At 42.2% G+C, this 18,817-nt stretch carries 20 protein-coding genes; 19 read left to right on the forward strand and 1 reads right to left on the reverse strand.

The genetic code is table 11. The features are described 5' to 3' along the window. The first annotated feature begins 239 nt into the window (after nt 1-239). The 10 genes from efp (at nt 240) to recN (ending at nt 8,314) form a co-directional block, all read left to right on the forward strand. On the forward strand, nt 240-797 hold the full coding sequence (gene efp, locus FC90_RS02545; RefSeq protein ID WP_057907740.1) for an elongation factor P: 558 nt from the start codon (nt 240-242) through the stop codon (nt 795-797). 27 nt (nt 798-824) lie between these two features. Next, nucleotides 825-1,268 carry an Asp23/Gls24 family envelope stress response protein gene (locus FC90_RS02550; RefSeq protein WP_057907741.1) on the forward strand — a complete coding sequence of 148 codons (444 nt, stop codon included), beginning with the start codon at nt 825-827 and terminating at the stop codon, nt 1,266-1,268. Then, nucleotides 1,268-1,699, forward strand: a complete 432-nt coding sequence (gene nusB / locus FC90_RS02555; protein WP_057907742.1) for a transcription antitermination factor NusB — start codon at nt 1,268-1,270, stop codon at nt 1,697-1,699. The genes FC90_RS02550 and nusB overlap by 1 nt, the downstream gene beginning before the upstream one ends. Nucleotides 1,700-1,895: 196 nt before the next feature. Then, nucleotides 1,896-2,747: a bifunctional methylenetetrahydrofolate dehydrogenase/methenyltetrahydrofolate cyclohydrolase FolD gene (gene folD / locus FC90_RS02560; protein WP_083481997.1), complete on the forward strand. Its 852-nt coding sequence runs from the start codon at nt 1,896-1,898 to the stop codon at nt 2,745-2,747. Then, nucleotides 2,740-4,089, forward strand: coding sequence for an exodeoxyribonuclease VII large subunit (xseA, locus tag FC90_RS02565; protein WP_057907743.1), 1,350 nt, complete (start codon nt 2,740-2,742; stop codon nt 4,087-4,089). Before folD ends, xseA begins: the two co-directional genes overlap by 8 nt. A 1-nt stretch (nt 4,090) precedes the next feature. Continuing rightward, the gene (locus tag FC90_RS02570) at nt 4,091-4,321 is read left to right on the forward strand and encodes an exodeoxyribonuclease VII small subunit (protein WP_057907744.1); all 231 of its coding nucleotides are present in this window, start codon (nt 4,091-4,093) and stop codon (nt 4,319-4,321) included. Then, on the forward strand, nt 4,321-5,193 hold the full coding sequence (locus FC90_RS02575; protein ID WP_057907745.1) for a polyprenyl synthetase family protein: 873 nt from the start codon (nt 4,321-4,323) through the stop codon (nt 5,191-5,193). Before FC90_RS02570 ends, FC90_RS02575 begins: the two co-directional genes overlap by 1 nt. A gap of 8 nt (nt 5,194-5,201) precedes the next feature. Then, entirely contained in the window at nt 5,202-6,032 is an 831-nt protein-coding gene (locus FC90_RS02580) for a TlyA family RNA methyltransferase (RefSeq protein WP_057907746.1), read from the forward strand. Between the two features lie 79 nt (nt 6,033-6,111). Then, the gene (gene argR / locus FC90_RS02585) at nt 6,112-6,564 is read left to right on the forward strand and encodes an arginine repressor (RefSeq protein WP_057907747.1); all 453 of its coding nucleotides are present in this window, start codon (nt 6,112-6,114) and stop codon (nt 6,562-6,564) included. Nucleotides 6,565-6,613: 49 nt separating this feature from the next. Then, nucleotides 6,614-8,314 (forward strand): DNA repair protein RecN, encoded by a 1,701-nt coding sequence (gene recN, locus FC90_RS02590; RefSeq protein ID WP_057907748.1) that lies wholly within the window; start codon nt 6,614-6,616, stop codon nt 8,312-8,314. Between the two features lie 49 nt (nt 8,315-8,363). On the opposite strand, the gene FC90_RS02595 is transcribed toward recN, so the two are convergent. Next, complete coding sequence (locus tag FC90_RS02595) at nt 8,364-8,690, reverse strand: hypothetical protein (RefSeq protein ID WP_057907749.1); 327 nt, start codon at nt 8,688-8,690, stop codon at nt 8,364-8,366. 121 nt (nt 8,691-8,811) lie between these two features. On the opposite strand from FC90_RS02595, the gene FC90_RS02600 reads away from it, so the two are divergent. From FC90_RS02600 to pknB, 9 genes are all read left to right on the forward strand, one after another. Then, on the forward strand, nt 8,812-9,036 hold the full coding sequence (locus FC90_RS02600) for a YdbC family protein (RefSeq protein WP_057907750.1): 225 nt from the start codon (nt 8,812-8,814) through the stop codon (nt 9,034-9,036). A gap of 71 nt (nt 9,037-9,107) precedes the next feature. Continuing rightward, nucleotides 9,108-9,719, forward strand: a complete 612-nt coding sequence (gene gmk / locus FC90_RS02605) for a guanylate kinase (RefSeq protein ID WP_057907751.1) — start codon at nt 9,108-9,110, stop codon at nt 9,717-9,719. Nucleotides 9,720-9,723: 4 nt separating this feature from the next. Further along, nucleotides 9,724-9,981: a DNA-directed RNA polymerase subunit omega gene (gene rpoZ / locus FC90_RS02610; RefSeq protein WP_004265486.1), complete on the forward strand. Its 258-nt coding sequence runs from the start codon at nt 9,724-9,726 to the stop codon at nt 9,979-9,981. Between the two features lie 88 nt (nt 9,982-10,069). After that, nucleotides 10,070-11,272, forward strand: a complete 1,203-nt coding sequence (gene coaBC / locus FC90_RS02615; RefSeq protein WP_057907752.1) for a bifunctional phosphopantothenoylcysteine decarboxylase/phosphopantothenate--cysteine ligase CoaBC — start codon at nt 10,070-10,072, stop codon at nt 11,270-11,272. Nucleotides 11,273-11,290: 18 nt separating this feature from the next. Beyond that, nucleotides 11,291-13,705: a primosomal protein N' gene (gene priA / locus FC90_RS02620; RefSeq protein ID WP_057907753.1), complete on the forward strand. Its 2,415-nt coding sequence runs from the start codon at nt 11,291-11,293 to the stop codon at nt 13,703-13,705. Nucleotides 13,706-13,723: 18 nt separating this feature from the next. Continuing rightward, nucleotides 13,724-14,677: a methionyl-tRNA formyltransferase gene (gene fmt, locus FC90_RS02625; protein ID WP_057907754.1), complete on the forward strand. Its 954-nt coding sequence runs from the start codon at nt 13,724-13,726 to the stop codon at nt 14,675-14,677. After that, complete coding sequence (rsmB, locus tag FC90_RS02630) at nt 14,670-16,013, forward strand: 16S rRNA (cytosine(967)-C(5))-methyltransferase RsmB (protein ID WP_057907755.1); 1,344 nt, start codon at nt 14,670-14,672, stop codon at nt 16,011-16,013. Before fmt ends, rsmB begins: the two co-directional genes overlap by 8 nt. A 24-nt stretch (nt 16,014-16,037) precedes the next feature. Next, nucleotides 16,038-16,784 (forward strand): Stp1/IreP family PP2C-type Ser/Thr phosphatase, encoded by a 747-nt coding sequence (locus tag FC90_RS02635; protein ID WP_057907756.1) that lies wholly within the window; start codon nt 16,038-16,040, stop codon nt 16,782-16,784. Next, complete coding sequence (pknB, locus tag FC90_RS02640; RefSeq protein ID WP_057907757.1) at nt 16,781-18,802, forward strand: Stk1 family PASTA domain-containing Ser/Thr kinase; 2,022 nt, start codon at nt 16,781-16,783, stop codon at nt 18,800-18,802. The genes FC90_RS02635 and pknB overlap by 4 nt, the downstream gene beginning before the upstream one ends. Nucleotides 18,803-18,817 lie beyond the last annotated feature (15 nt).

The following is an 18,817-nucleotide window of genomic DNA, read 5'->3' on the forward strand; positions in this document are numbered from 1 at the left end:
TTGTGTAAATCTAGTTTTACTGGTATACTAATGACTCAGGCAACAAACCATTGACAATCTAAAAGTGCGTGTTCAGATTAACTTTTGTTCGATCGGATACACTAAAAGGGATTGGCGGGTGCCAGTCCTTTTTTTATAGTTATTTTAAGGATAAAAGGCTAGAAATACTTGCTTTTGAACTTGATTTCTTGCTATGATTAGGGTAATGGCATACTTATACAATGCTCGGAGGATAAATAATGTTATCAGTAAATGATTTTAAAAACGGTTTGACAATTGAGTTTGATAATAATTTATGGCGAATTGTCGAATTTCAACATGTTAAACCAGGTAAAGGCGGCGCTTTTGTCCGCTCAAAACTCAAAAATTTAAGAACGGGTGCTAATCAAGAAAAGACGTTCCGTTCAACCGAAAAAGTTGAAAAAGCAATTATTGATACGAAATCAATGCAATATTTATACGCCGATGGGGACAGTCATGTCTTTATGGATACAGAAACTTATGAACAATTAGAATTACCAGCGGCTCAAATTGCTGATGAATTGAAATACTTAAAAGAAAATATGCAAGTTTCAATTATGATGTATGGTAGTGAGACTTTAGGGGTCGAATTGCCAAATACTGTTGATTTAGCTGTTGCAACGACAGAACCAGGCGTACGCGGTGATACTTCTTCGGGGGGTACCAAGCCGGCAACACTTGAAACTGGCTTAGTGGTCCAAGTCCCATTCTTTGTTAACGAAGGTGACTTATTAACGATCAACACATCTGATGGAAGCTATATCTCACGAGCATAGACTAAGAACTTGTTAGGAGGGGTTTCAATGGCAGAAGAAACAAATATTATACTTGATACACAAGAAAATGCATTGGGTAAGATTCAGATGGCACCTGAAGTTGTGGAAGTCATTTTAGGAATCGCAGCCAGCAAAATTGATGGTGTTCACCAAATGCGAGGGACTTTATCATCATCCATTAACGAATTGTTTGGTCGTTCGAACCACGGTAAAGGGGTAACGCTTAAAGTGGTCGATGGCAAAGTGAGTGCGGATGTTTATGCCTATCTAAACTATGGGGTTTCTGTGCCGAAAGTGGCCCTTGCAATGCAAGAGGCGCTTAAAGAACAGCTATTATTCATGACTGATTTAGATTTAGCTGAAGTTAATGTTCACGTAGTGGGCGTTATCACTGAAAAAACACCAAAAATTATTGATCCAGATGACTTATTCAATGAAGCCACACCTGATCAAAATGGAGAGCAAGTTTAATGCCTAATTTTAACCGACACCAAATTCGCCAAGCTGCATTTCAAGTGTTGTTTGCGTTAAATGCTAATGACACATTAGAATTGGCAGATGCTTATCAAGCCGTTTTAACCATGGATCAATTCGATGCTGAAGAAGTTGAAGAAGTTGCTGTTCCAGACTACCTTGCCTTCTTGGTAACGGGCGTCACAGAACATCAAGTAGAATTAGACGCAGCTTTAACGCCATACTTGAAGAAGGGGTGGCAACTATCACGGTTAGCCAAACCGGATTTAATTATCTTGCGTTTAGGGTTGTTTGAAATGCAAAATTCAACAGAAGCACCCGATAAAGTGGCGTTGAATGAAGCGCTTGAGCTGGCTAAGCAATTTACAGATGACCAGGCAAAGGGCTTTATTAATGGTGTTTTGTCTAAATTTGTAAAGCACAGCTAGGAAGATAAAATGCAGGGAGTAAAGTGCTTATCCATAAGAATATGAACTAAATCCCGTTAAACACGTTAAAAAAGTTTTTTTAACGTGTTTTTTAAATTATGAAATGTTATGTTAACGGCTACGGCATAGGTATTAATTAGCAACTAATAGTCGAAAATAAATTTACCAAATATTGATAACAGGGAGATGCTCAATTTTGGAGTTATTAGATGGTCGATCCCTTGCAAATGAATTAACGCAAGCACAACAAATGGCAGTAACACAGCTCAAGCAACAAGGAATTATTCCGAAGTTAGTGGTGATTATGGTTGGTACTGATCCGGCAAGTACAATCTATACAAAAAACAAACAAAAACGTGCAGCAAAAATTGGAATTGCTTCTGAATTGAAACAATTACCAGATGAAACGACGGCAACCGATTTATTGGCACTTATTCACCAATTAAATGAAGATGCAACAGTTGATGGGATTTTAGTCCAATTACCATTACCAAAACAAATTAATGAAGACCAGATTATTCAGGCAATTGACCCACAAAAAGATGTCGATGGATTTAGTCCAGTTAACATCGGTAAATTATGGCTTAATGAACCAGGGTTAGTGGCCTGTACACCAAACGGTATTATGCAGTTATTGGCAGCATATAATATTGATATTGCTGGTAAAAATGTGGTGATTGTGGGTCGTAGTAATATTGTAGGACGACCATTGGCGGCCTTGATGCTGAATGCAAATGCGACTGTTACGATTGCCCATAGTCACACAGTAGCCTTAAAAGCTTTAACAAAAACGGCTGATATATTAATCGTAGCGATTGGACGGGCCCGTTTTTTCGGTGTGGATGATGTAAAAAAAGGCGCCGTTGTCGTGGATGTTGGGATTAATCGCCTTGAAGATGGTTCAGTGACCGGTGATGTCGATTTTGAAGCACTCAAAACACATGTTAGTGCAATGACGCCGGTGCCTCGAGGTGTTGGCCCAATGACAATTACGATGCTTATGGCGCAAACGATTGAAATAGCAAAGGGACGTGCTAAACGTGGTTAAACCAGCAGATTATTTAACAGTCACAGCATTAACACAATATTTAAAAGCTAAATTCGAGCGTGATCCGTATTTAGATCGAGTCTATTTGACTGGTGAAATTTCAAACTTTCGGTTGCGGCCTAATGCACATCAATATTTTAGTTTGAAAGATAGGCAGGCTAAAATCAGCGCAATTATGTTTAAGTCTGCCTTTGAGAAGATTAAATTTACCCCTGAAGAAGGCATGAAGGTGCTTGTTGTTGGGCGGATATCGTTATATGAAGCGACTGGGAACTATCAAGTCTACATCGAGCGGATGGAACCAGATGGGTTAGGAGCTTTATACCAAGCTTACGAACAATTGAAGGCTAAACTATCGACAGAAGGACTGTTTGATACATCTAAGCAGCAATTAGTGCGTTTCCCAAAACGAATTGCAGTGATTACCAGTCCTTCTGGGGCAGTGATTCGGGATATTATCACAACGACGCAGCGGCGATATCCAATTGCCCAACTTATCTTATTTCCTGCGGCTGTTCAGGGGGATGGGGCTGCTGATATGCTAGTTGATCGACTTAAGCAAGTTAATCAACAAGGAGATTTTGACACCATTATTATTGGTCGTGGTGGAGGTTCAATTGAAGACTTGTGGCCGTTCAACGAAGAACGGGTTGCTCGAGCGATTGTCGCGAGTCAGATTCCAATAATTTCGTCAGTGGGGCATGAAACAGATACAACGATTGCCGATTTGGTTGCTGACGTTCGTGCTGCCACGCCAACTGCGGCTGCTGAGTTGGCTACGCCAGTCTTGACAGATGAAGTACTTAAGTTGCAACAGCAACGGTTACGCCTCTATCAAGCTTTCTCAAGAACGCTGGCGCTGAATAAAAAGCAGCTAAGCCATTTAGAAAATAGCTATGTTTTAAAACAACCACAACGGTTGTATGATGGTTATTTACAAAATGTTGATCAATTGAAACGACGCTTAGTGTTGGCACAACAACAACGTTTACAAGTAAGCCGTCAAAACGGCCAGTTACTACAACAACGTTTGCAAGCACAGTCACCAACTAGTACGCTTCAACAAGCCCAAAAGGCGGTTAATGAAACCAAACATCGTTTGAATCGAGCAGTTGAAGCGTTAGTAAGAGATCGACGTCTGCGTGCTAGTCAGGCGATGGGGGCATTAGACTTGGTAAGTCCATTGAAGGTTTTAGGACGGGGATTTGCATATGTCACCGGCGATGATGAACATGTGTTGCGGCAGACAGCTGATTTTACAATTGATCAACCAATTAAGTTACATGTCCATGATGGGCTTATAAATGCACACGTCACGGCTATTCATAAAGGAGACGAATAAGATGGCAGAAAAGAAATTGACTTTTGAAGAAAATTTAACCCAGCTAGAAGCAATTGTGAATGAATTAGAAACGGGGGACGTGCCACTTGAAAAAGCGATGACTGCTTTTCAAAAAGGCGTTAAATTAAGTCAAACCCTAGAAGAGACCTTGAGTAAGGCTGAAAAAACAATGGCTAAAGTGATGGCGGATAACGGTGAGGAAGTTCCGTTGGATGCTGAAACGCAAGCATAATGGTTGATTTCAAGACATTTGCGGCGCAAGAAGTGCCTCCTTTTGAAGCCTATTTAGTTGAACAACTGGAACATATTGAAGAACCAACTTTGCAAGCGGCGATGACATACTCTGTTATGGCTGGTGGCAAGCGATTACGACCACTTTTAGTATTTTCGATTCTTGAAAGTGCAGGGCTACCGATCAATCGTGCTGCCTATCGCGTTGCTGGGGCACTAGAATTGATTCATAGTTATTCATTAATTCACGATGATTTACCAGCGATGGACAATGATGATATGCGGCGCGGACAACCGACAAATCACAAGGTTTTCGGCGAAGCGCAAGCAATTTTAGCCGGTGACGGTTTATTGACGTTAGCCTTTGAATGGCTAACAACAACTGATTTAACTGCTGAACAACAACGACAAGCAGTGCAGTTATTAGCCCGAGCAGCCGGTCCTAATGGGATGGTTGCAGGTCAGATTGAAGATATTGAAGGCCAAACAAGGCAATTATCGTTGCCACAATTAAAACAATTACATCAGCTTAAAACAGGTTGTTTGATTGAATGTGCGGTCGGGTTAGGGGCAATGCTTGCTCAATTATCGGTGGATCAAAGGGCTAGTTTACGAAGCTTTGCCCGCTATTATGGCTTAGCTTTCCAGATTCAAGATGATATTTTAGATGTCACAAGTACTGCTGAAATAATGGGTAAAGCTGTTCATAAAGATGCTGGTGAACATAAGAATACCTTTCCAGGATTATTAGGCCTGTCTGAGGCCCAAACAGTCCTTAAAGAGACTTGCCAGGCTGCTCGAGCCGCATTATCACATTTAACGGGTTTAGATCAAGCACTATTAAATAGTTTTTTAGACTATTTTAAGGAATAGGAGAATAGATGAAAAAAGAACGCGTAGACGTATTATTAGTCCAACAGGGATTATTTGATTCTCGAGAACAAGCAAAACGTTCAGTAATGGCTGGCGAAGTGTATGGTAAGAATGATGAACGGATTGATAAACCTGGCGAAAAAATCGATGCTGAGACGAACTTAACTGTCAAAGGCCACAAGATACCCTATGTTGGTCGGGGTGCCTTAAAATTGGCGAAAGCAGTTGAAGTGTTTAATATTGATTTACAAGATAAAGTGACCCTTGATATTGGTTCTTCAACAGGGGGCTTTACCGATGTAGCCCTGCGAAATGGGGCGAAACTGGCTTACGCCTTAGATGTTGGGTATAACCAATTAGCATGGAAACTACGTGAAGACCCACGGGTAGTTGTAATGGAACGAGTAAACTTCCGTTATAGTCAACCAGAAGACTTTCCAAACGGTCAACCAGATTTTGCCATGACAGATGTTTCGTTTATTTCGCTACATAAAATTTTGGTACCATTAAAGCCGATTTTAAAACCTAATTGTGAAGCTGTAGCCTTGATTAAGCCACAATTCGAAGCGGGGCCGGAAAATGTTGGTAAACATGGGATTGTTCGTGATCCTAAAGTCCATAAGATGGTGGTACAAGACATTGTTGATTTTAGCTTGGCTACTGGTTATGATGTCTTAGGCCTTGATTTTTCACCGATTAAAGGTGGCGAAGGAAATATCGAATTTCTGATTCATTTACGTAATACGACGGCAGAAATTGGAATGATGGGACCGAATGTGAATATTGATGCGGTTTTAACGAATGCATATGCTGCTTTGAAGCGACCAATGGGAAAATAATGTATAAGGTTTTGTGTTTTATGTATAAATGCGCTATCATTGAAGGATAGAATAATTTCTCACATGAAGAGGTGTTATAATGCGTAAAGTAGATCGACAGCGATTGTTAAAAAATTTAATTCAGACTCATGAAATTGAGCGACAAGAGGATTTTGTGAAGCTACTTCAAAAAGAAGACATCGATGTTACGCAGGCCACGATTTCACGAGATATTAAAGAAATGCAACTCATTAAGGTTCCTAATGCCGACGACGGTTATCATTATAGTTTACCGCCTGAAAAGAAATTGGATGTCAAGGAAAAATTGCGGCGTATTTTACGTGACGCATATATTACACATAATCAACAGGATTATTTTGTGGTTGTTAAGGCTTCGCCTGGTAATGGGACGGCGATTGCTAACTTATTGGATCAGATGCAGCTTAGTATGGTGTTTGGGACAATTGGTGGTGACGATACTGTGTTGGTAATTTGTAAATCAGAAGAAAACGCGAAACAATTTACGAAGCTTATTGAAGACTTGCTAAAGTAATTTGGCAAGCTTTTTTAAGCACCAAGAAAAACGAAAGGGGGCTGGTTAGATGTTACAGGAGTTGGTTATCCATGATTTCGCTATTATCGATCAGTTATCAATTAGTTTTGAAGAAGGAATGACAGTCCTTTCCGGGGAAACGGGTGCCGGTAAATCCATTATTATTGATGCAGTTGGATTACTAGCCGGTGGTCGTGGTTCGCAGGACTTTATCCGGACTGGCGCTAAAAAAGCGACGCTTGAAGGTCTATTTACAATGACCCCCAATGGCACAACGGCAGCTGTCTTAGACCAATTTGGGATTGAACATGATGAAGAAACCGTTTTGTTGGAGCGTGATTTAGCGGTCAATGGTCACAATGTCTGTCGGGTCAATGGTCACTTGGTTAACACGACGACTTTGAAACATATCGGGGAAACTTTAGTTGATATTCATGGTCAAAATGAACATCAAGAACTAATGTATCCTGACCGGCATTTGGGATTGTTAGATGAGTTTGCCCATCAAAAATTAATAACAGCCAAGACAGCCTATACTGAAACCTATGCTGCCTATCGCAAAACACAACGTGCCTTGCGGAAGAAACAGCAAAACGAACAAGAATGGGCGCAGCGCCTGGATATGTTAAAATTTCAAACCAATGAAATTGATGCTGCTCAATTACGGGGTGACGAAGAAAGTCAATTAATTGAAGAACGGGCAAAATTAATTAATTTTCAAAAAATCAACCAAGCATTACAAGCTAGTCATGCCATTTTAGCCGGGGACGATGGTAATGCGTTAGATCAAATCGCAGTTGCAATGAATCAAATGCAAGAGATTGCTGAACTAGATCCAGAATTTAAGCGAATTGCGGACAGTCTGCAGACTGGTTATTATACTTTACAGGATAGTAGCAGTGACATTAGCCGGGAAGTTGCAAACTTAGAATGGGATGAAGCACGTTTGGATGAAATCGAACAACGCCTTGAAACCATTAATCGTTTGGAACATAAGTATGGTGATTCAATCGCCGAAATTCTCGCTTACGGTGAAAAAATTGGTGCGGAACTAGCAGCTATGCAAGCGACTGAAGCTAACGCAAGTGAGTTAGAGCAACAATTTGGGCAGCTTGAACAACAGCTCAAGAAAAACGGTCAAGCGTTAACGCAATTACGCCAAAAAGCCGCTAAGCAACTTGAAAAAGCTGTTCACCAACAATTAAAAGCATTATTTATGGAAAAAACAGTTTTTAAAGTTGAATTCCTACCAAATCAACAGGAACAATTCATGGCATCTGGGATGGACAAAGTCGAATTTTATATTCAACCAAACCCAGGTGAAAAGTTACGACCACTTGCTAAAATCGCTTCTGGTGGTGAATTATCGCGCTTAATGTTAGCCCTCAAAACGATTTTTTCTGAATCACAAGGGATCACTAGCATTATCTTTGATGAAGTCGACACCGGGGTGAGTGGACGTGTGGCTCAAGCAATTGCTAATAAGATTAGCGAAATTGCCCAACATTCACAAGTACTATGTATTACGCATTTACCACAAGTGGCTGCGATGAGTGATCATCAATATCAAATTCAAAAGCAAGTGAAACAAAATCGCACTGAAACAATGGTTCAAAAGGTAACGGGCAAACAACGAATTGCCGAGTTAGCCCGGATGTTAGCGGGGACTGAAGTAACAGAATTAACGTTAGAACATGCCGAAGAATTAGTGGAATTAGCGGAAACGGCTAAAAGAAATAGCCGACATTAAAATAAGGGTGCCGACCAAATCATGATTTGGTCGGCACCCTTATTTTTGTTTAATTTTTCTTTTGAATGTAACGGATTTGATTGCAAAGGACAATCTTATAGAGATTAGAACGGCTTTCTTTTAGTAGGTACTTATTCGCCCCAAGTTGTTTAGTCAAGCGCCCAGTTATTTGTTCAAGATGATCGTTAACATTGAATTGCATCGCAACGTGGTAGTGGCGCTCAAACGCTTGGGTCATAAATAATTGAATTTGGGCGGGCTGCATTTGGGGTTGTTCAATAAAAAATGTCGCTTCTGGGGTGAGTTCAAAAAAGCGATGATACTGTTTAACCAATTGTTGACTGAGTCCGCTAACCGTTGCTTGTTTAAATTCCATGATGTCATCCTCCGAACGCTTGTTTGTGTTTTTATTATACGAACAAATGTTCAGAATTGCAAGCGGCATTTTTTGATTTATTTCGTGTATAATAAAATGAAGCGATAGAAAGGGTGATTTAATGGGCAAGATCGAATATGAAATTATGGCAGAAATTGGTGTTATCAGCGAAAATGCGGCAGGATGGCGCAAAGAATTGAATCTTATTTCATGGAATCAACGGGCGCCCAAATTTGATTTGCGGGATTGGGCCCCTGATCATGCTAAAATGGGTAAAGGGGTTACGTTATCAAACGACGAAATTGCATCCTTAAGGTTAATTTTAAATGAGATGGAAACAAAGTAAACTTGATATTTCCCGCGAAATAGTGCAAAATAGACTTTAACTATTTTATAAAAGAAGAGGGAATTACGTAGATGTCTAATCGAGGAATGTTGATCGTTTTATCAGGCCCATCAGGGGTCGGTAAAGGAACTGTCCGTCAAGCAATGTTAGAAGATGAATTTCGTGATTTTCATTATTCAGTTTCGATGACGACGAGAAAGCCAAGACCCGGCGAACAAGATGGTGTTGACTATTATTTTGTGAGCAGAGAAGAATTCGAGCAAGAAATTGCAAATGATGGTATGCTAGAGTATGCACAGTACGTGGATAACTATTATGGCACACCGATGAAGTACGTGAATCAAACACTCGACTCAGGGCGCGATGTCTTATTAGAGATTGAAGTTCAAGGCGCAATGCAAGTGCGCGAGAATTGTCCTGATGGCGTCTTCATCTTCTTGACACCACCCGATTTGTTAGAATTGCGGAATCGAATTCAAAGACGCGGGACGGACGATCAAGCCACGATTGACAAGCGGATGCAAAAAGCAGCTGACGAAATCAAGATGATGGAAAATTACGATTATGCGGTCGTCAACGACGAAATTCCAAATGCGGTTCAACGAATTGAAAAGATTATCGAAAGCGAACACTTACGTGTACCACGTGTGATCGACCAATACAAGAAAATGATAGGGGAATAATAATATGATTGTATATCCTTCAATTGATAAGTTACTAGAAAACGTGAACTCCCGTTACTCATTGGCTGTTTTAGCTAGCAAGCGGGCCCATGAAATCGAAGCCGGTGATATTAAAATGCTATCTGAATACAAATCGCCTAAAACGGTTGGGATGGCAATGGAAGAAATTGCTGCTGGCAATGTCATTATTGATCCTGATTCATTGATGCTTGAAAAAGATGCTGAAAAAATGGATAAGCTCGCCCAAAAAGACGGCGAATAAGAATAATTAAAGAACCTGCATGTTTAGTTTATTCATCGATGGATGTTTAAATTAAAGTGCAGTTTTTTTAGTTTTAGGGAGGTTGAAAATGGATTTAACGAATAAACGGATTGCAGTTTATGTAACAGGTGGGATTGCGGTCTACAAAGTGGCTAATTTGGTGCGTGGCTTAATCAAAGCTGGTGCTGAGGTCCAAGTTGCAATGACCCAAGCGGCGACTGAATTTGTCACGCCACTGACGTTTGCCACATTAACCCGTAAACCGGTGTTAACGGATTTGTTCAATCAAGACCAACCAGACCATGTTGCACATATTCATCTAGCGGATTGGTCGAATCTAGCGGTAATTGCGCCAGCGACTGCTAATCTAATCGGGAAACTCGCTAATGGGATTGCCGACGACTTTGTTTCAACCGCCTTATTAGCAACCATCGCGCCCAAATTAATCGTGCCGGCGATGAATGAACATATGTGGTTTAATCCAGCGACCCAACGGAATTTAACCCAACTTAAAGCAGATGGCTATACTGTCATGGAACCGGATAACGGCTTTTTAGCGGAAGGGTATACCGGCGTCGGGCGCTTTCCTGAAACAACCGCGATTATGGCAGAAGTTGTGCAACAATTTGGACCGCAACGGTTAAGCGGGCAGAACGTTGTGGTGACTGCCGGTGGGACACAAGAACCAATTGATCCGGTACGCTACATTGGCAACCGGTCTTCTGGTAAAATGGGGTATGCAGTGGCACAAGCAGCTGTGACGATGGGGGCCAAAGTGATCCTCATTAGCACCCGCCCAGAATTGCCAGTACCGGCTGGTTTGCACAAAATAATTTACGTTGAAACGGCGGCCCAATTACAAGGCACAGTTAGCAGTGTGTTTGAAGGGGCCGATGTTGTGGTGATGGCAGCAGCGGTTGCCGATTTTAAACCGGACCAATATGTCACGCACAAAATCAAAAAAAAGCCCCATCCAACTGATATGCAGTTAACTTTAAACCAAACGCCAGATATTTTGGCGATGCTTGGACAACAGAAGACCCATCAATTCTTGATTGGCTTTGCAGCCGAGACTGAGGATTTATTACAAAATGCACAAACCAAGTTAACCGCGAAAAAGGTCGATTTGCTAGTTGCTAATGACGTTAGCCAAGCTGATCGTGGCTTTGGTGCCGATCAAAATGCGGTTACCCTTTTACGACCAACTGCAGCTCCAGAAACACTGGCTTTGGCGGATAAAAGCGTGATTGCGACTCAAATTTTAGAACGAGTCGCTAACTTGTTAGCTTAACTAAAAAGGAGGATTCAGATGCCACAAATCGCAAAAGTGATTGTCGATGTGCCCACGATGCAAACTAATCGGCCATATGATTATCAAGTACCAGATACTTTATTAGATCATATTCAACCTGGGATGCGTGTGGCGGTCCCTTTTGGTAAAGGTGATCGGTTAATTCAAGGCTTTATTTTAACTATTCAAGATCAAGCTAACTTTGAGGGGCAATTAAAGCCGATTACGGCCGTTATTGATTTGCAGCCGGCTGTGAATTCCGAATTACTTCAATTATCGAGTTGGCTGGCAGAGCGCACCTATGCCTTTCAGATTACGTGTTTACAAACGATGCTTCCAAGTGTGATGCGGGCTAAATATTCGAAAACCGCACAGCTAGTTGATGAAATTGATCCTGCGTTACAAGCAAGTTTGTTTAACGGTAACGACGAATTGACGTTTGATCAGTCGCTAGCCCCCGATAAACTGAAACAATTAATGCATTTGCAACGCCAAGGCAAGCTCGAAGTGGTGTATCATGTCGATGATCGAGCGCGGGTTAAACAATTAACGGCTATTGAACCGGCGTTATCGTTTGAACAGTTAGAAGAAGCACGGACAGGACTACGGAAATCAGCGCAAAAGCAACAACAACTCATTAGTTATTTACAAAGCTTAATTGGTCAGCCGAATCCCTTATTAAAGGATGTTTTGGCAACAACGATTTTTACCCGTGAGAATATTAAGACGGGGGCTGACAAGGGCTGGTTACGCCAAGTTAAGGTCGAAGCCTACCGAAATCCTTATCCTAAAACCGTCACAACCACACAGAAAATGGCATTAACTGACGAACAAAAAAGGGCAGTGGACGCAGTTGTAACCGCCACCCAAAACCAATCAGATCGCGTTTTTTTAGTTGAAGGGATTACGGGAAGCGGTAAGACCGAAGTTTATTTACAAACAATTGATGCCGTTTTGCAACAAGCCAAGACAGCCTTGATGCTAGTGCCCGAAATTGCGCTAACGCCGCAAATGGTCAAGCGGGTTAAAGGCCGCTTTGGGGATCAAGTCGCCGTTTTACATAGTGGCTTATCTGAAGGTGAGAAATACGATGAGTGGCGGCGGATCGAACGCAAAGAAGCGAGCGTTGTGGTTGGCGCACGATCAGCTGTTTTTGCCCCTTTGGAAAATATCGGCGTGATTATCATGGATGAAGAACATGAAGCGTCCTATAAACAAGATGAGAGTCCGCGCTACCATGCGCGCGATGTGGCAATCTGGCGGAGTCAATACCATCATTGTCCAGTTATTCTCGGTAGTGCGACACCATCCCTTGAATCGCGCGCGCGCGCGCAAAAGGGCGTTTATCAGCTTTTGCGCCTTACTCAACGGATTAATCAACAGCCATTACCTGCTGTTGAACTAGTCGATATGCGTGTGGCGATGAAGCAACAGGCCAGCAGTAATTTTTCACCGGCGTTATTAGATGCGTTGAAAGATCGGCTGCAAAAAGGGGAACAGAGTGTCCTGCTATTGAATCGCCGAGGGTTTTCATCATTTATCATGTGTCGTGATTGCGGCTTTGTCTTGCAGTGTCCAAACTGTGATATATCCCTAACGTTGCACATGGATACACACTCGATGAAGTGTCATTACTGTGGCCATGAAGAAGCCATTCCACGGACATGTCCAAACTGTCAGAGTCGTCAAATTCGCTATTTCGGAACGGGAACGCAAAAAGTCGAGGCAGAACTCCAAGAACTAATCCCAACGGCACGCATTTTACGAATGGATGTCGATACAACGCGGAAAAAAGGGGCACACGCTAAATTACTTAAACGCTTTGGGGACCACGATGCTGACATTTTATTGGGCACCCAAATGATTGCGAAAGGGCTCGATTTTCCCGATGTAACGTTAGTCGGGGTGATCAATGCTGACACCGCTTTAGGCTTACCGGATTTCCGCGCAAGTGAGCGCACATTCCAATTATTGACGCAAGTTAGTGGCCGTGCTGGTCGTGCTGATAAAACCGGCGCGGTTATTGTTCAGTCTTTTAATCCGGAAAATTACGCTATCCAATTTGCTAAGCAACATGATTATGAAGGCTTCTATCAATATGAGATGGCTGTTCGGCATCGTGGTGGCTACCCACCGTATTATTTTACGGTGCAATTAACGATCAGCCACCCAGAAGAAGCACTGGCAGCCAAGAAGAGTTTCCAGATTGCCCGTCAATTACGACCGGTATTATCCGACCAAGCGATTGTGCTTGGTCCAACACCGAAGTCGATTGCGCGGATTAACAATCGTTATTTCTATCAAATTGTGATTAAATATAAACAGGAACCACAGCTTCAGGCGAAACTCGCCGAGATTCTCGAAACGACCCAAATTGATACTCGTCATGGTTTCAAGATTGGGTTGGACAATGAACCCCTACAATTTACTTAAAGTGAGCGTGATTGATTAATGACATCCATCGTATTTATGGGGACTCCCCAATTTTCAGTACCGATTTTAGAAGCCCTTGTGGCAAACGATTATCAAGTCCTAGCCGTTGTGACCCAACCAGACCGGAAAGTTGGGCGCAAGCAAGTCTTACAACAAACGCCGGTTAAAGAAGCGGCTGTTCGACTAAATTTACCTGCTTTTCAACCTGAAAAACTTAGTGGCAGTCAAGCGTTAGCTGATCTAATTGCCTTGCAACCAGATTTAATTGTGACGGCAGCATACGGTCAGTTCTTGCCAACGAAGTTATTAGAAGCCGCTAAGATTGCAGCCATCAATGTGCATGGATCACTCTTGCCAAAATATCGCGGTGGCGCACCCATTCAATATGCTGTGTTAAACGGCGATTCAGAAATTGGGATTACCATCATGCATATGGCTAAAAAAATGGACGCTGGTGATATGATTGAACAAGCTAGCATTCCCATCGAAGCTTCAGACGACACCGGGACTTTATTTGATAAGTTAAGTTATGTCGGTCGTGATTTATTACTGAAGACCTTACCAAGGATTATCAATCAAACCGCCCCACGAATCCCACAAGATGAAGCGCAAGTAACATTTGCTTATAACATTACTAAGGAACAGGAACGATTAGATATTAATCAACCGGCAATCCAACTAGTCAACCAGATTCGTGCATTGCGGCCGCAACCAGGCGCTTGGTTACCAATTAATGGTCAACGGACGAAATTATGGCAAGCAACCGTTGCTGAAACAACGACCAATCAACCTGCTGGCGTTATCGTCGCGATTAACAAAAAAGATTTCGAATTAGCAGCCGGTAACGGAACTGTTTTGAAAATTACCGAGATTCAACCAGCTGGTAAGGCCAAAATGCCGGTTCAATCTTTCCTAAACGGGGTTGGCAAACAACTCACTGTCGGACAACAAGTGGTGGTGCAGGATGCCTAAAAAGACCCCGCGCTACTTAGCTGTTGAAATTTTAACGGCGGTGGCTAAACAAAATAGTTATTCAAACCTAGCACTCGACCAAGTAATTAAACAAAACCATCTGAATTCCCAAGACGCTAGCTTTTTAACGCAGCTCGTGTATGGTGTCATTCAACACGAAATGACGCTCGATTATTATCTAGCACCCTTTATTCAAAAACCAGCTAAATTGACGACGTGGGTACGCCAAGTTTTACGGACAGCAGTTTTTCAACAGGTTTATTTGGATCGCGTCCCTGAACATGCGATTTTTTATGAAGCAACTGAGATTGCCAAACAGATGGGCCATGCTGGAACGGCTAAATTAGTGACGGCGATTTTACGGAACCAACAACGGACCGGGTTACCTGATTTAGCGGCAATTGCCGATCCGATTGAACGGTTAAGTGTGGCCTACAGTATGCCGCAGTGGTTAGTAGCAAAGTGCCATCAAGAATTAGGTCCATCAAAATTGGAGCACCTATTGGCAACGATTAACCAACCTGCCAACGCAGCCATTCGGGTGAATACGCGCATCAATTCAGTGGCGGCGGTCTTAGCAGATTTGCAAGCGGCCGGCTTAACCATTGAGCCCAGTGCAATTGCCGCAGCGGGATTAGTTGCTCGAGGCGGCCACTTAGCTAGTGGCGATTTATTTGAACAAGGAGCTTACACCGTTCAAGACGAAAGTTCGATGTTAGTTGCGCCCAGTCTGCAACTACAACCAAGTGATCGGGTCTTGGATGCTTGTGCCGCTCCTGGTGGCAAAACAACGCATATGGCGACCTATTTGGATGCCAGTCAAGGGGGGAAAATAACGGCCTTAGACATTCATGAACATAAAGTTCGTTTGATTGAACAAAATGCGAAACGCTTACATGTTGAAGACGTCATTGATGCGCGAGCGCTCGATGCTCGTAAAGTCAGCGAACAATTTGAACCTGAAACATTTGATAAGATTTTAGTTGACGCACCATGCTCTGGTTTAGGTCTAATGCGGCGTAAGCCAGAAATTAAATATGGTCGGCAAGCGGCTGACTTATTGAACTTGCAAAAAATCCAATTAGCGATTTTAGATGCCATTGCCCCAACCTTAAAAGTGGGCGGTCAATTAACTTATAGTACCTGTACGATTGTTCCAGAAGAAAATCAGCAAGTCGTTGCAACGTTTGTGGCTAATCATCCAGAATTTGAAATCGTACCAGTGGCACTCGATAAACCATTACCAGCCAATCAAGCGACCCCGTTTGTCCAAATCTACCCCGATGATTATCAAACAGACGGCTTCTTCATCGCTTGTTTAACACGACGGGCTTAAATTTATTAATTGAGGTGAATCTTTATGGAAGTTGCTTTTCAAACCGATGTCGGTCAACAACGTCAAAATAATCAGGACTATGTTGGCTTTTATACCAATAAAAACGGTGCACAGTTTGCGATTGTTGCTGATGGGATGGGCGGTCATTTAGGTGGCGATGTTGCTTCAGAAATGGCGGTTTCCCATATTGGATACGAGTTCGAACAAACCGATGATACCGACATTGAAGCCATGGTTAAATGGTTAATTTTCGAATTGCAAAAAGAAAACAAACATATTTTAGCAAAGGCAAATCAATATGACGATCTGTTTGGGATGGGGACCACCCTCGTCGCAGTATTGATTTCAGGTGCCAATTACTTAGTTGCAAATATCGGTGATAGCCGGGTATATCGCTTCCGGAATAACGAACTCCGCCAATTAACGGAGGACCATTCATTAGTGAACGAATTGGTGAAACAAGGTGAATTAACCGAAGAAGCAGCAAAGCATCACCCACAGAAAAATATCATTACTCGTACTTTGGGTGTTTCGCAAGATGTAGATGCTGATGTGACAATATATAAATTTGAAGCAGATGACTACCTGTTGCTGTGTACCGATGGATTGACTAATATGGTTGATGATGAGCAACTAAAGGCCACACTAATGGCACCGACATCATTATCAGAAAAATGTGAGTCATTGATTCAACAGGCAAATGATGCCGGCGGCTTGGATAATATTACAGCGTTAATCTTACATCAAAATGATGGGGAGGGTGCGCGATGATGGAAACCGGTTATGCGGTTAATGGCCGCTACCAGATTATTCGGCCAATCGGGGAAGGTGGCATGGCTAATGTGTACCTAGCCCAAGATCTAATCTTGGACCGTCAAGTGGCAGTCAAGGTTCTCCGCCTTGATTTGCGAAATGATCCGAATACAGTACGACGCTTTAAACGTGAAGCTCTGGCTACGACTGAATTAAATCATCCTAATATCGTTAGTATCTATGATGTTGGTGAAGAAAATGGCATGCAATATATTGTGATGGAGTATGTAAGCGGGACTGATTTAAAGAAGTACATCGTGGAGCACTTTCCTATTCCATATCAACGAGTAATTGATATTATGACGCAAATTTTATCGGCGGTTGAAAATGCGCACGCGCACAGTATAATTCACCGTGATTTGAAACCGCAAAATATTTTGGTCGATGAGGCCGGTAATATCAAAATTAGCGATTTCGGGATTGCCATTGCACTAAGTGAGACAGCAATGACACAAACTAATACATTACTTGGTTCGGTACATTATTTATCACCAGAACAAGCACGGGGTTCAATGGCGACAAGACGTTCTGATATTTATTCGCTTGGCATTATCTTATATGAAATGTTAACTGGCATGGTACCGTTTGAAGGTGAGTCGGCGGTCTCAATTGCGATTAAGCATTTTCAAGATGCTGTGCCACCTGTTCGGGATTATGATCCGCGGATTCCACAAGCATTGGAAAACGTTGTGCTAAAAGCAACTGCCAAAGATCCTGACGAACGTTACAGCGATGTGGGACAAATGGTTATTGATTTGAGTACTTCCTTATCTGCAAGCCGGGCACATGAGCCTAAATTTGTACCGTTACAAGGTGATATGGGCGAGACCAAGGTGATTCCAGCACTTGATCCAGAAGGTGTTACACAGCAGAGCAATGCTTCCGAAGCTCAATTAAATGATTTGGATCAGCCAACTGCAGTTCAAAAAAACAAGCATCTAAGTAAAAAAACGAAACGAAAATGGTGGCTATTCGGGATTGGCATCGTAGTTTTAGTGCTCTTTAGTATTTTTGTGGCTTATGCAATGCAAGGCAGTGAAGTTACTGTTCCTGATGTGACCGATATGACACAGGAAAATGCTGTATCAGCGTTAGCAGCTGAAAAATTAAAAGTCGGTCAGATTCGTAAAACGACGAGTAATAAATATAGCAAAGGCCATGTGATTCTATCAACACCTGATAAGGGGATGCACGTGAAGTCGGGGAGTACAGTTGATTTAACGGTAAGCACTGGTCGGAAAAAATATCAAATCAAAGATTATACTGATAAAGTTTTTACGGATATTAATAAAATGTTGAGCAAAAAAGGTTTAACGGTCGTTCGCAGATATCAAAGTTCGCGAAGTGTTGAACCGGGGGTAATTTTGAGCCAAAATATTGCTGCCGGTAAAAAAGTTGTACCAAGTAAAACAACGATTATTCTAACTGTCAGCAGTGGAAAACCAAATATCACGCTTGAAAATTTAAGTAACTATACAAAACAGGCCGTGCAAGAATATGTCGCCAATGTTGGCTTAACTGCTTCATTTTCGGAAGATTATTCAAATACCGTTGATGAAGGTTTAGTAATTAGTCAATCACCAGGCAGTGGAGCTGCTGTGCAAGAAGGAACCAATGTGAATATTGTGCTATCTAAGGGAAGAAAGGCGCCCGCAACGAAGCACTTTACAAAATCTATTTCGATTCCGTTTGATGACACACTGACTGACGCAGAAAGTAGTTTAACTACCTCAAGTGAATCAAGTGACGGCAGCACTAGTGAAAGTTCAAGTAGCATAGCGACGGCGACCACCAATAAGATTACGATTTACTTGGAAGATAGTACGCATTCATTGTCAAATGTTTTTAGAGAAATGACAATCACGGCAGATACAACGATCGATTTACCCTTTACGGTTAAAGCGGACCAAGCTGGTCGTTATCGGATTTTAAGGAATGGTCAAGAGATTCTATCAGATGATTACGTAACAAATTAATTGGGAGGTGACCTA

It is taken from the genome of Latilactobacillus graminis DSM 20719 (genome assembly GCF_001436415.1).
Classification (GTDB): domain Bacteria; phylum Bacillota; class Bacilli; order Lactobacillales; family Lactobacillaceae; genus Latilactobacillus; species Latilactobacillus graminis.

Excerpts from the sequence above, each read along its gene's own strand:
- pknB (WP_057907757.1), top strand. The coding sequence starts at position 16,781 with ATGATGGAAACCGGTTATGCGGTTAATGGCCGCTACCAGATTATTCGG.
- rsmB (WP_057907755.1), top strand. The coding sequence starts at position 14,670 with ATGCCTAAAAAGACCCCGCGCTACTTAGCTGTTGAAATTTTAACGGCG.
- FC90_RS02595 (WP_057907749.1), bottom strand. The coding sequence starts at position 8,690 with ATGGAATTTAAACAAGCAACGGTTAGCGGACTCAGTCAACAATTGGTT.
- recN (WP_057907748.1), top strand. The coding sequence starts at position 6,614 with ATGTTACAGGAGTTGGTTATCCATGATTTCGCTATTATCGATCAGTTA.
- argR (WP_057907747.1), top strand. The coding sequence starts at position 6,112 with ATGCGTAAAGTAGATCGACAGCGATTGTTAAAAAATTTAATTCAGACT.
- FC90_RS02570 (WP_057907744.1), top strand. The coding sequence starts at position 4,091 with ATGGCAGAAAAGAAATTGACTTTTGAAGAAAATTTAACCCAGCTAGAA.
- FC90_RS02575 (WP_057907745.1), top strand. The coding sequence starts at position 4,321 with ATGGTTGATTTCAAGACATTTGCGGCGCAAGAAGTGCCTCCTTTTGAA.
- efp (WP_057907740.1), top strand. The coding sequence starts at position 240 with ATGTTATCAGTAAATGATTTTAAAAACGGTTTGACAATTGAGTTTGAT.
- fmt (WP_057907754.1), top strand. The coding sequence starts at position 13,724 with ATGACATCCATCGTATTTATGGGGACTCCCCAATTTTCAGTACCGATT.
- FC90_RS02580 (WP_057907746.1), top strand. The coding sequence starts at position 5,202 with ATGAAAAAAGAACGCGTAGACGTATTATTAGTCCAACAGGGATTATTT.
- FC90_RS02600 (WP_057907750.1), top strand. The coding sequence starts at position 8,812 with ATGGGCAAGATCGAATATGAAATTATGGCAGAAATTGGTGTTATCAGC.
- gmk (WP_057907751.1), top strand. The coding sequence starts at position 9,108 with ATGTCTAATCGAGGAATGTTGATCGTTTTATCAGGCCCATCAGGGGTC.
- priA (WP_057907753.1), top strand. The coding sequence starts at position 11,291 with ATGCCACAAATCGCAAAAGTGATTGTCGATGTGCCCACGATGCAAACT.
- rpoZ (WP_004265486.1), top strand. The coding sequence starts at position 9,724 with ATGATTGTATATCCTTCAATTGATAAGTTACTAGAAAACGTGAACTCC.
- FC90_RS02550 (WP_057907741.1), top strand. The coding sequence starts at position 825 with ATGGCAGAAGAAACAAATATTATACTTGATACACAAGAAAATGCATTG.
- coaBC (WP_057907752.1), top strand. The coding sequence starts at position 10,070 with ATGGATTTAACGAATAAACGGATTGCAGTTTATGTAACAGGTGGGATT.
- nusB (WP_057907742.1), top strand. The coding sequence starts at position 1,268 with ATGCCTAATTTTAACCGACACCAAATTCGCCAAGCTGCATTTCAAGTG.
- FC90_RS02635 (WP_057907756.1), top strand. The coding sequence starts at position 16,038 with ATGGAAGTTGCTTTTCAAACCGATGTCGGTCAACAACGTCAAAATAAT.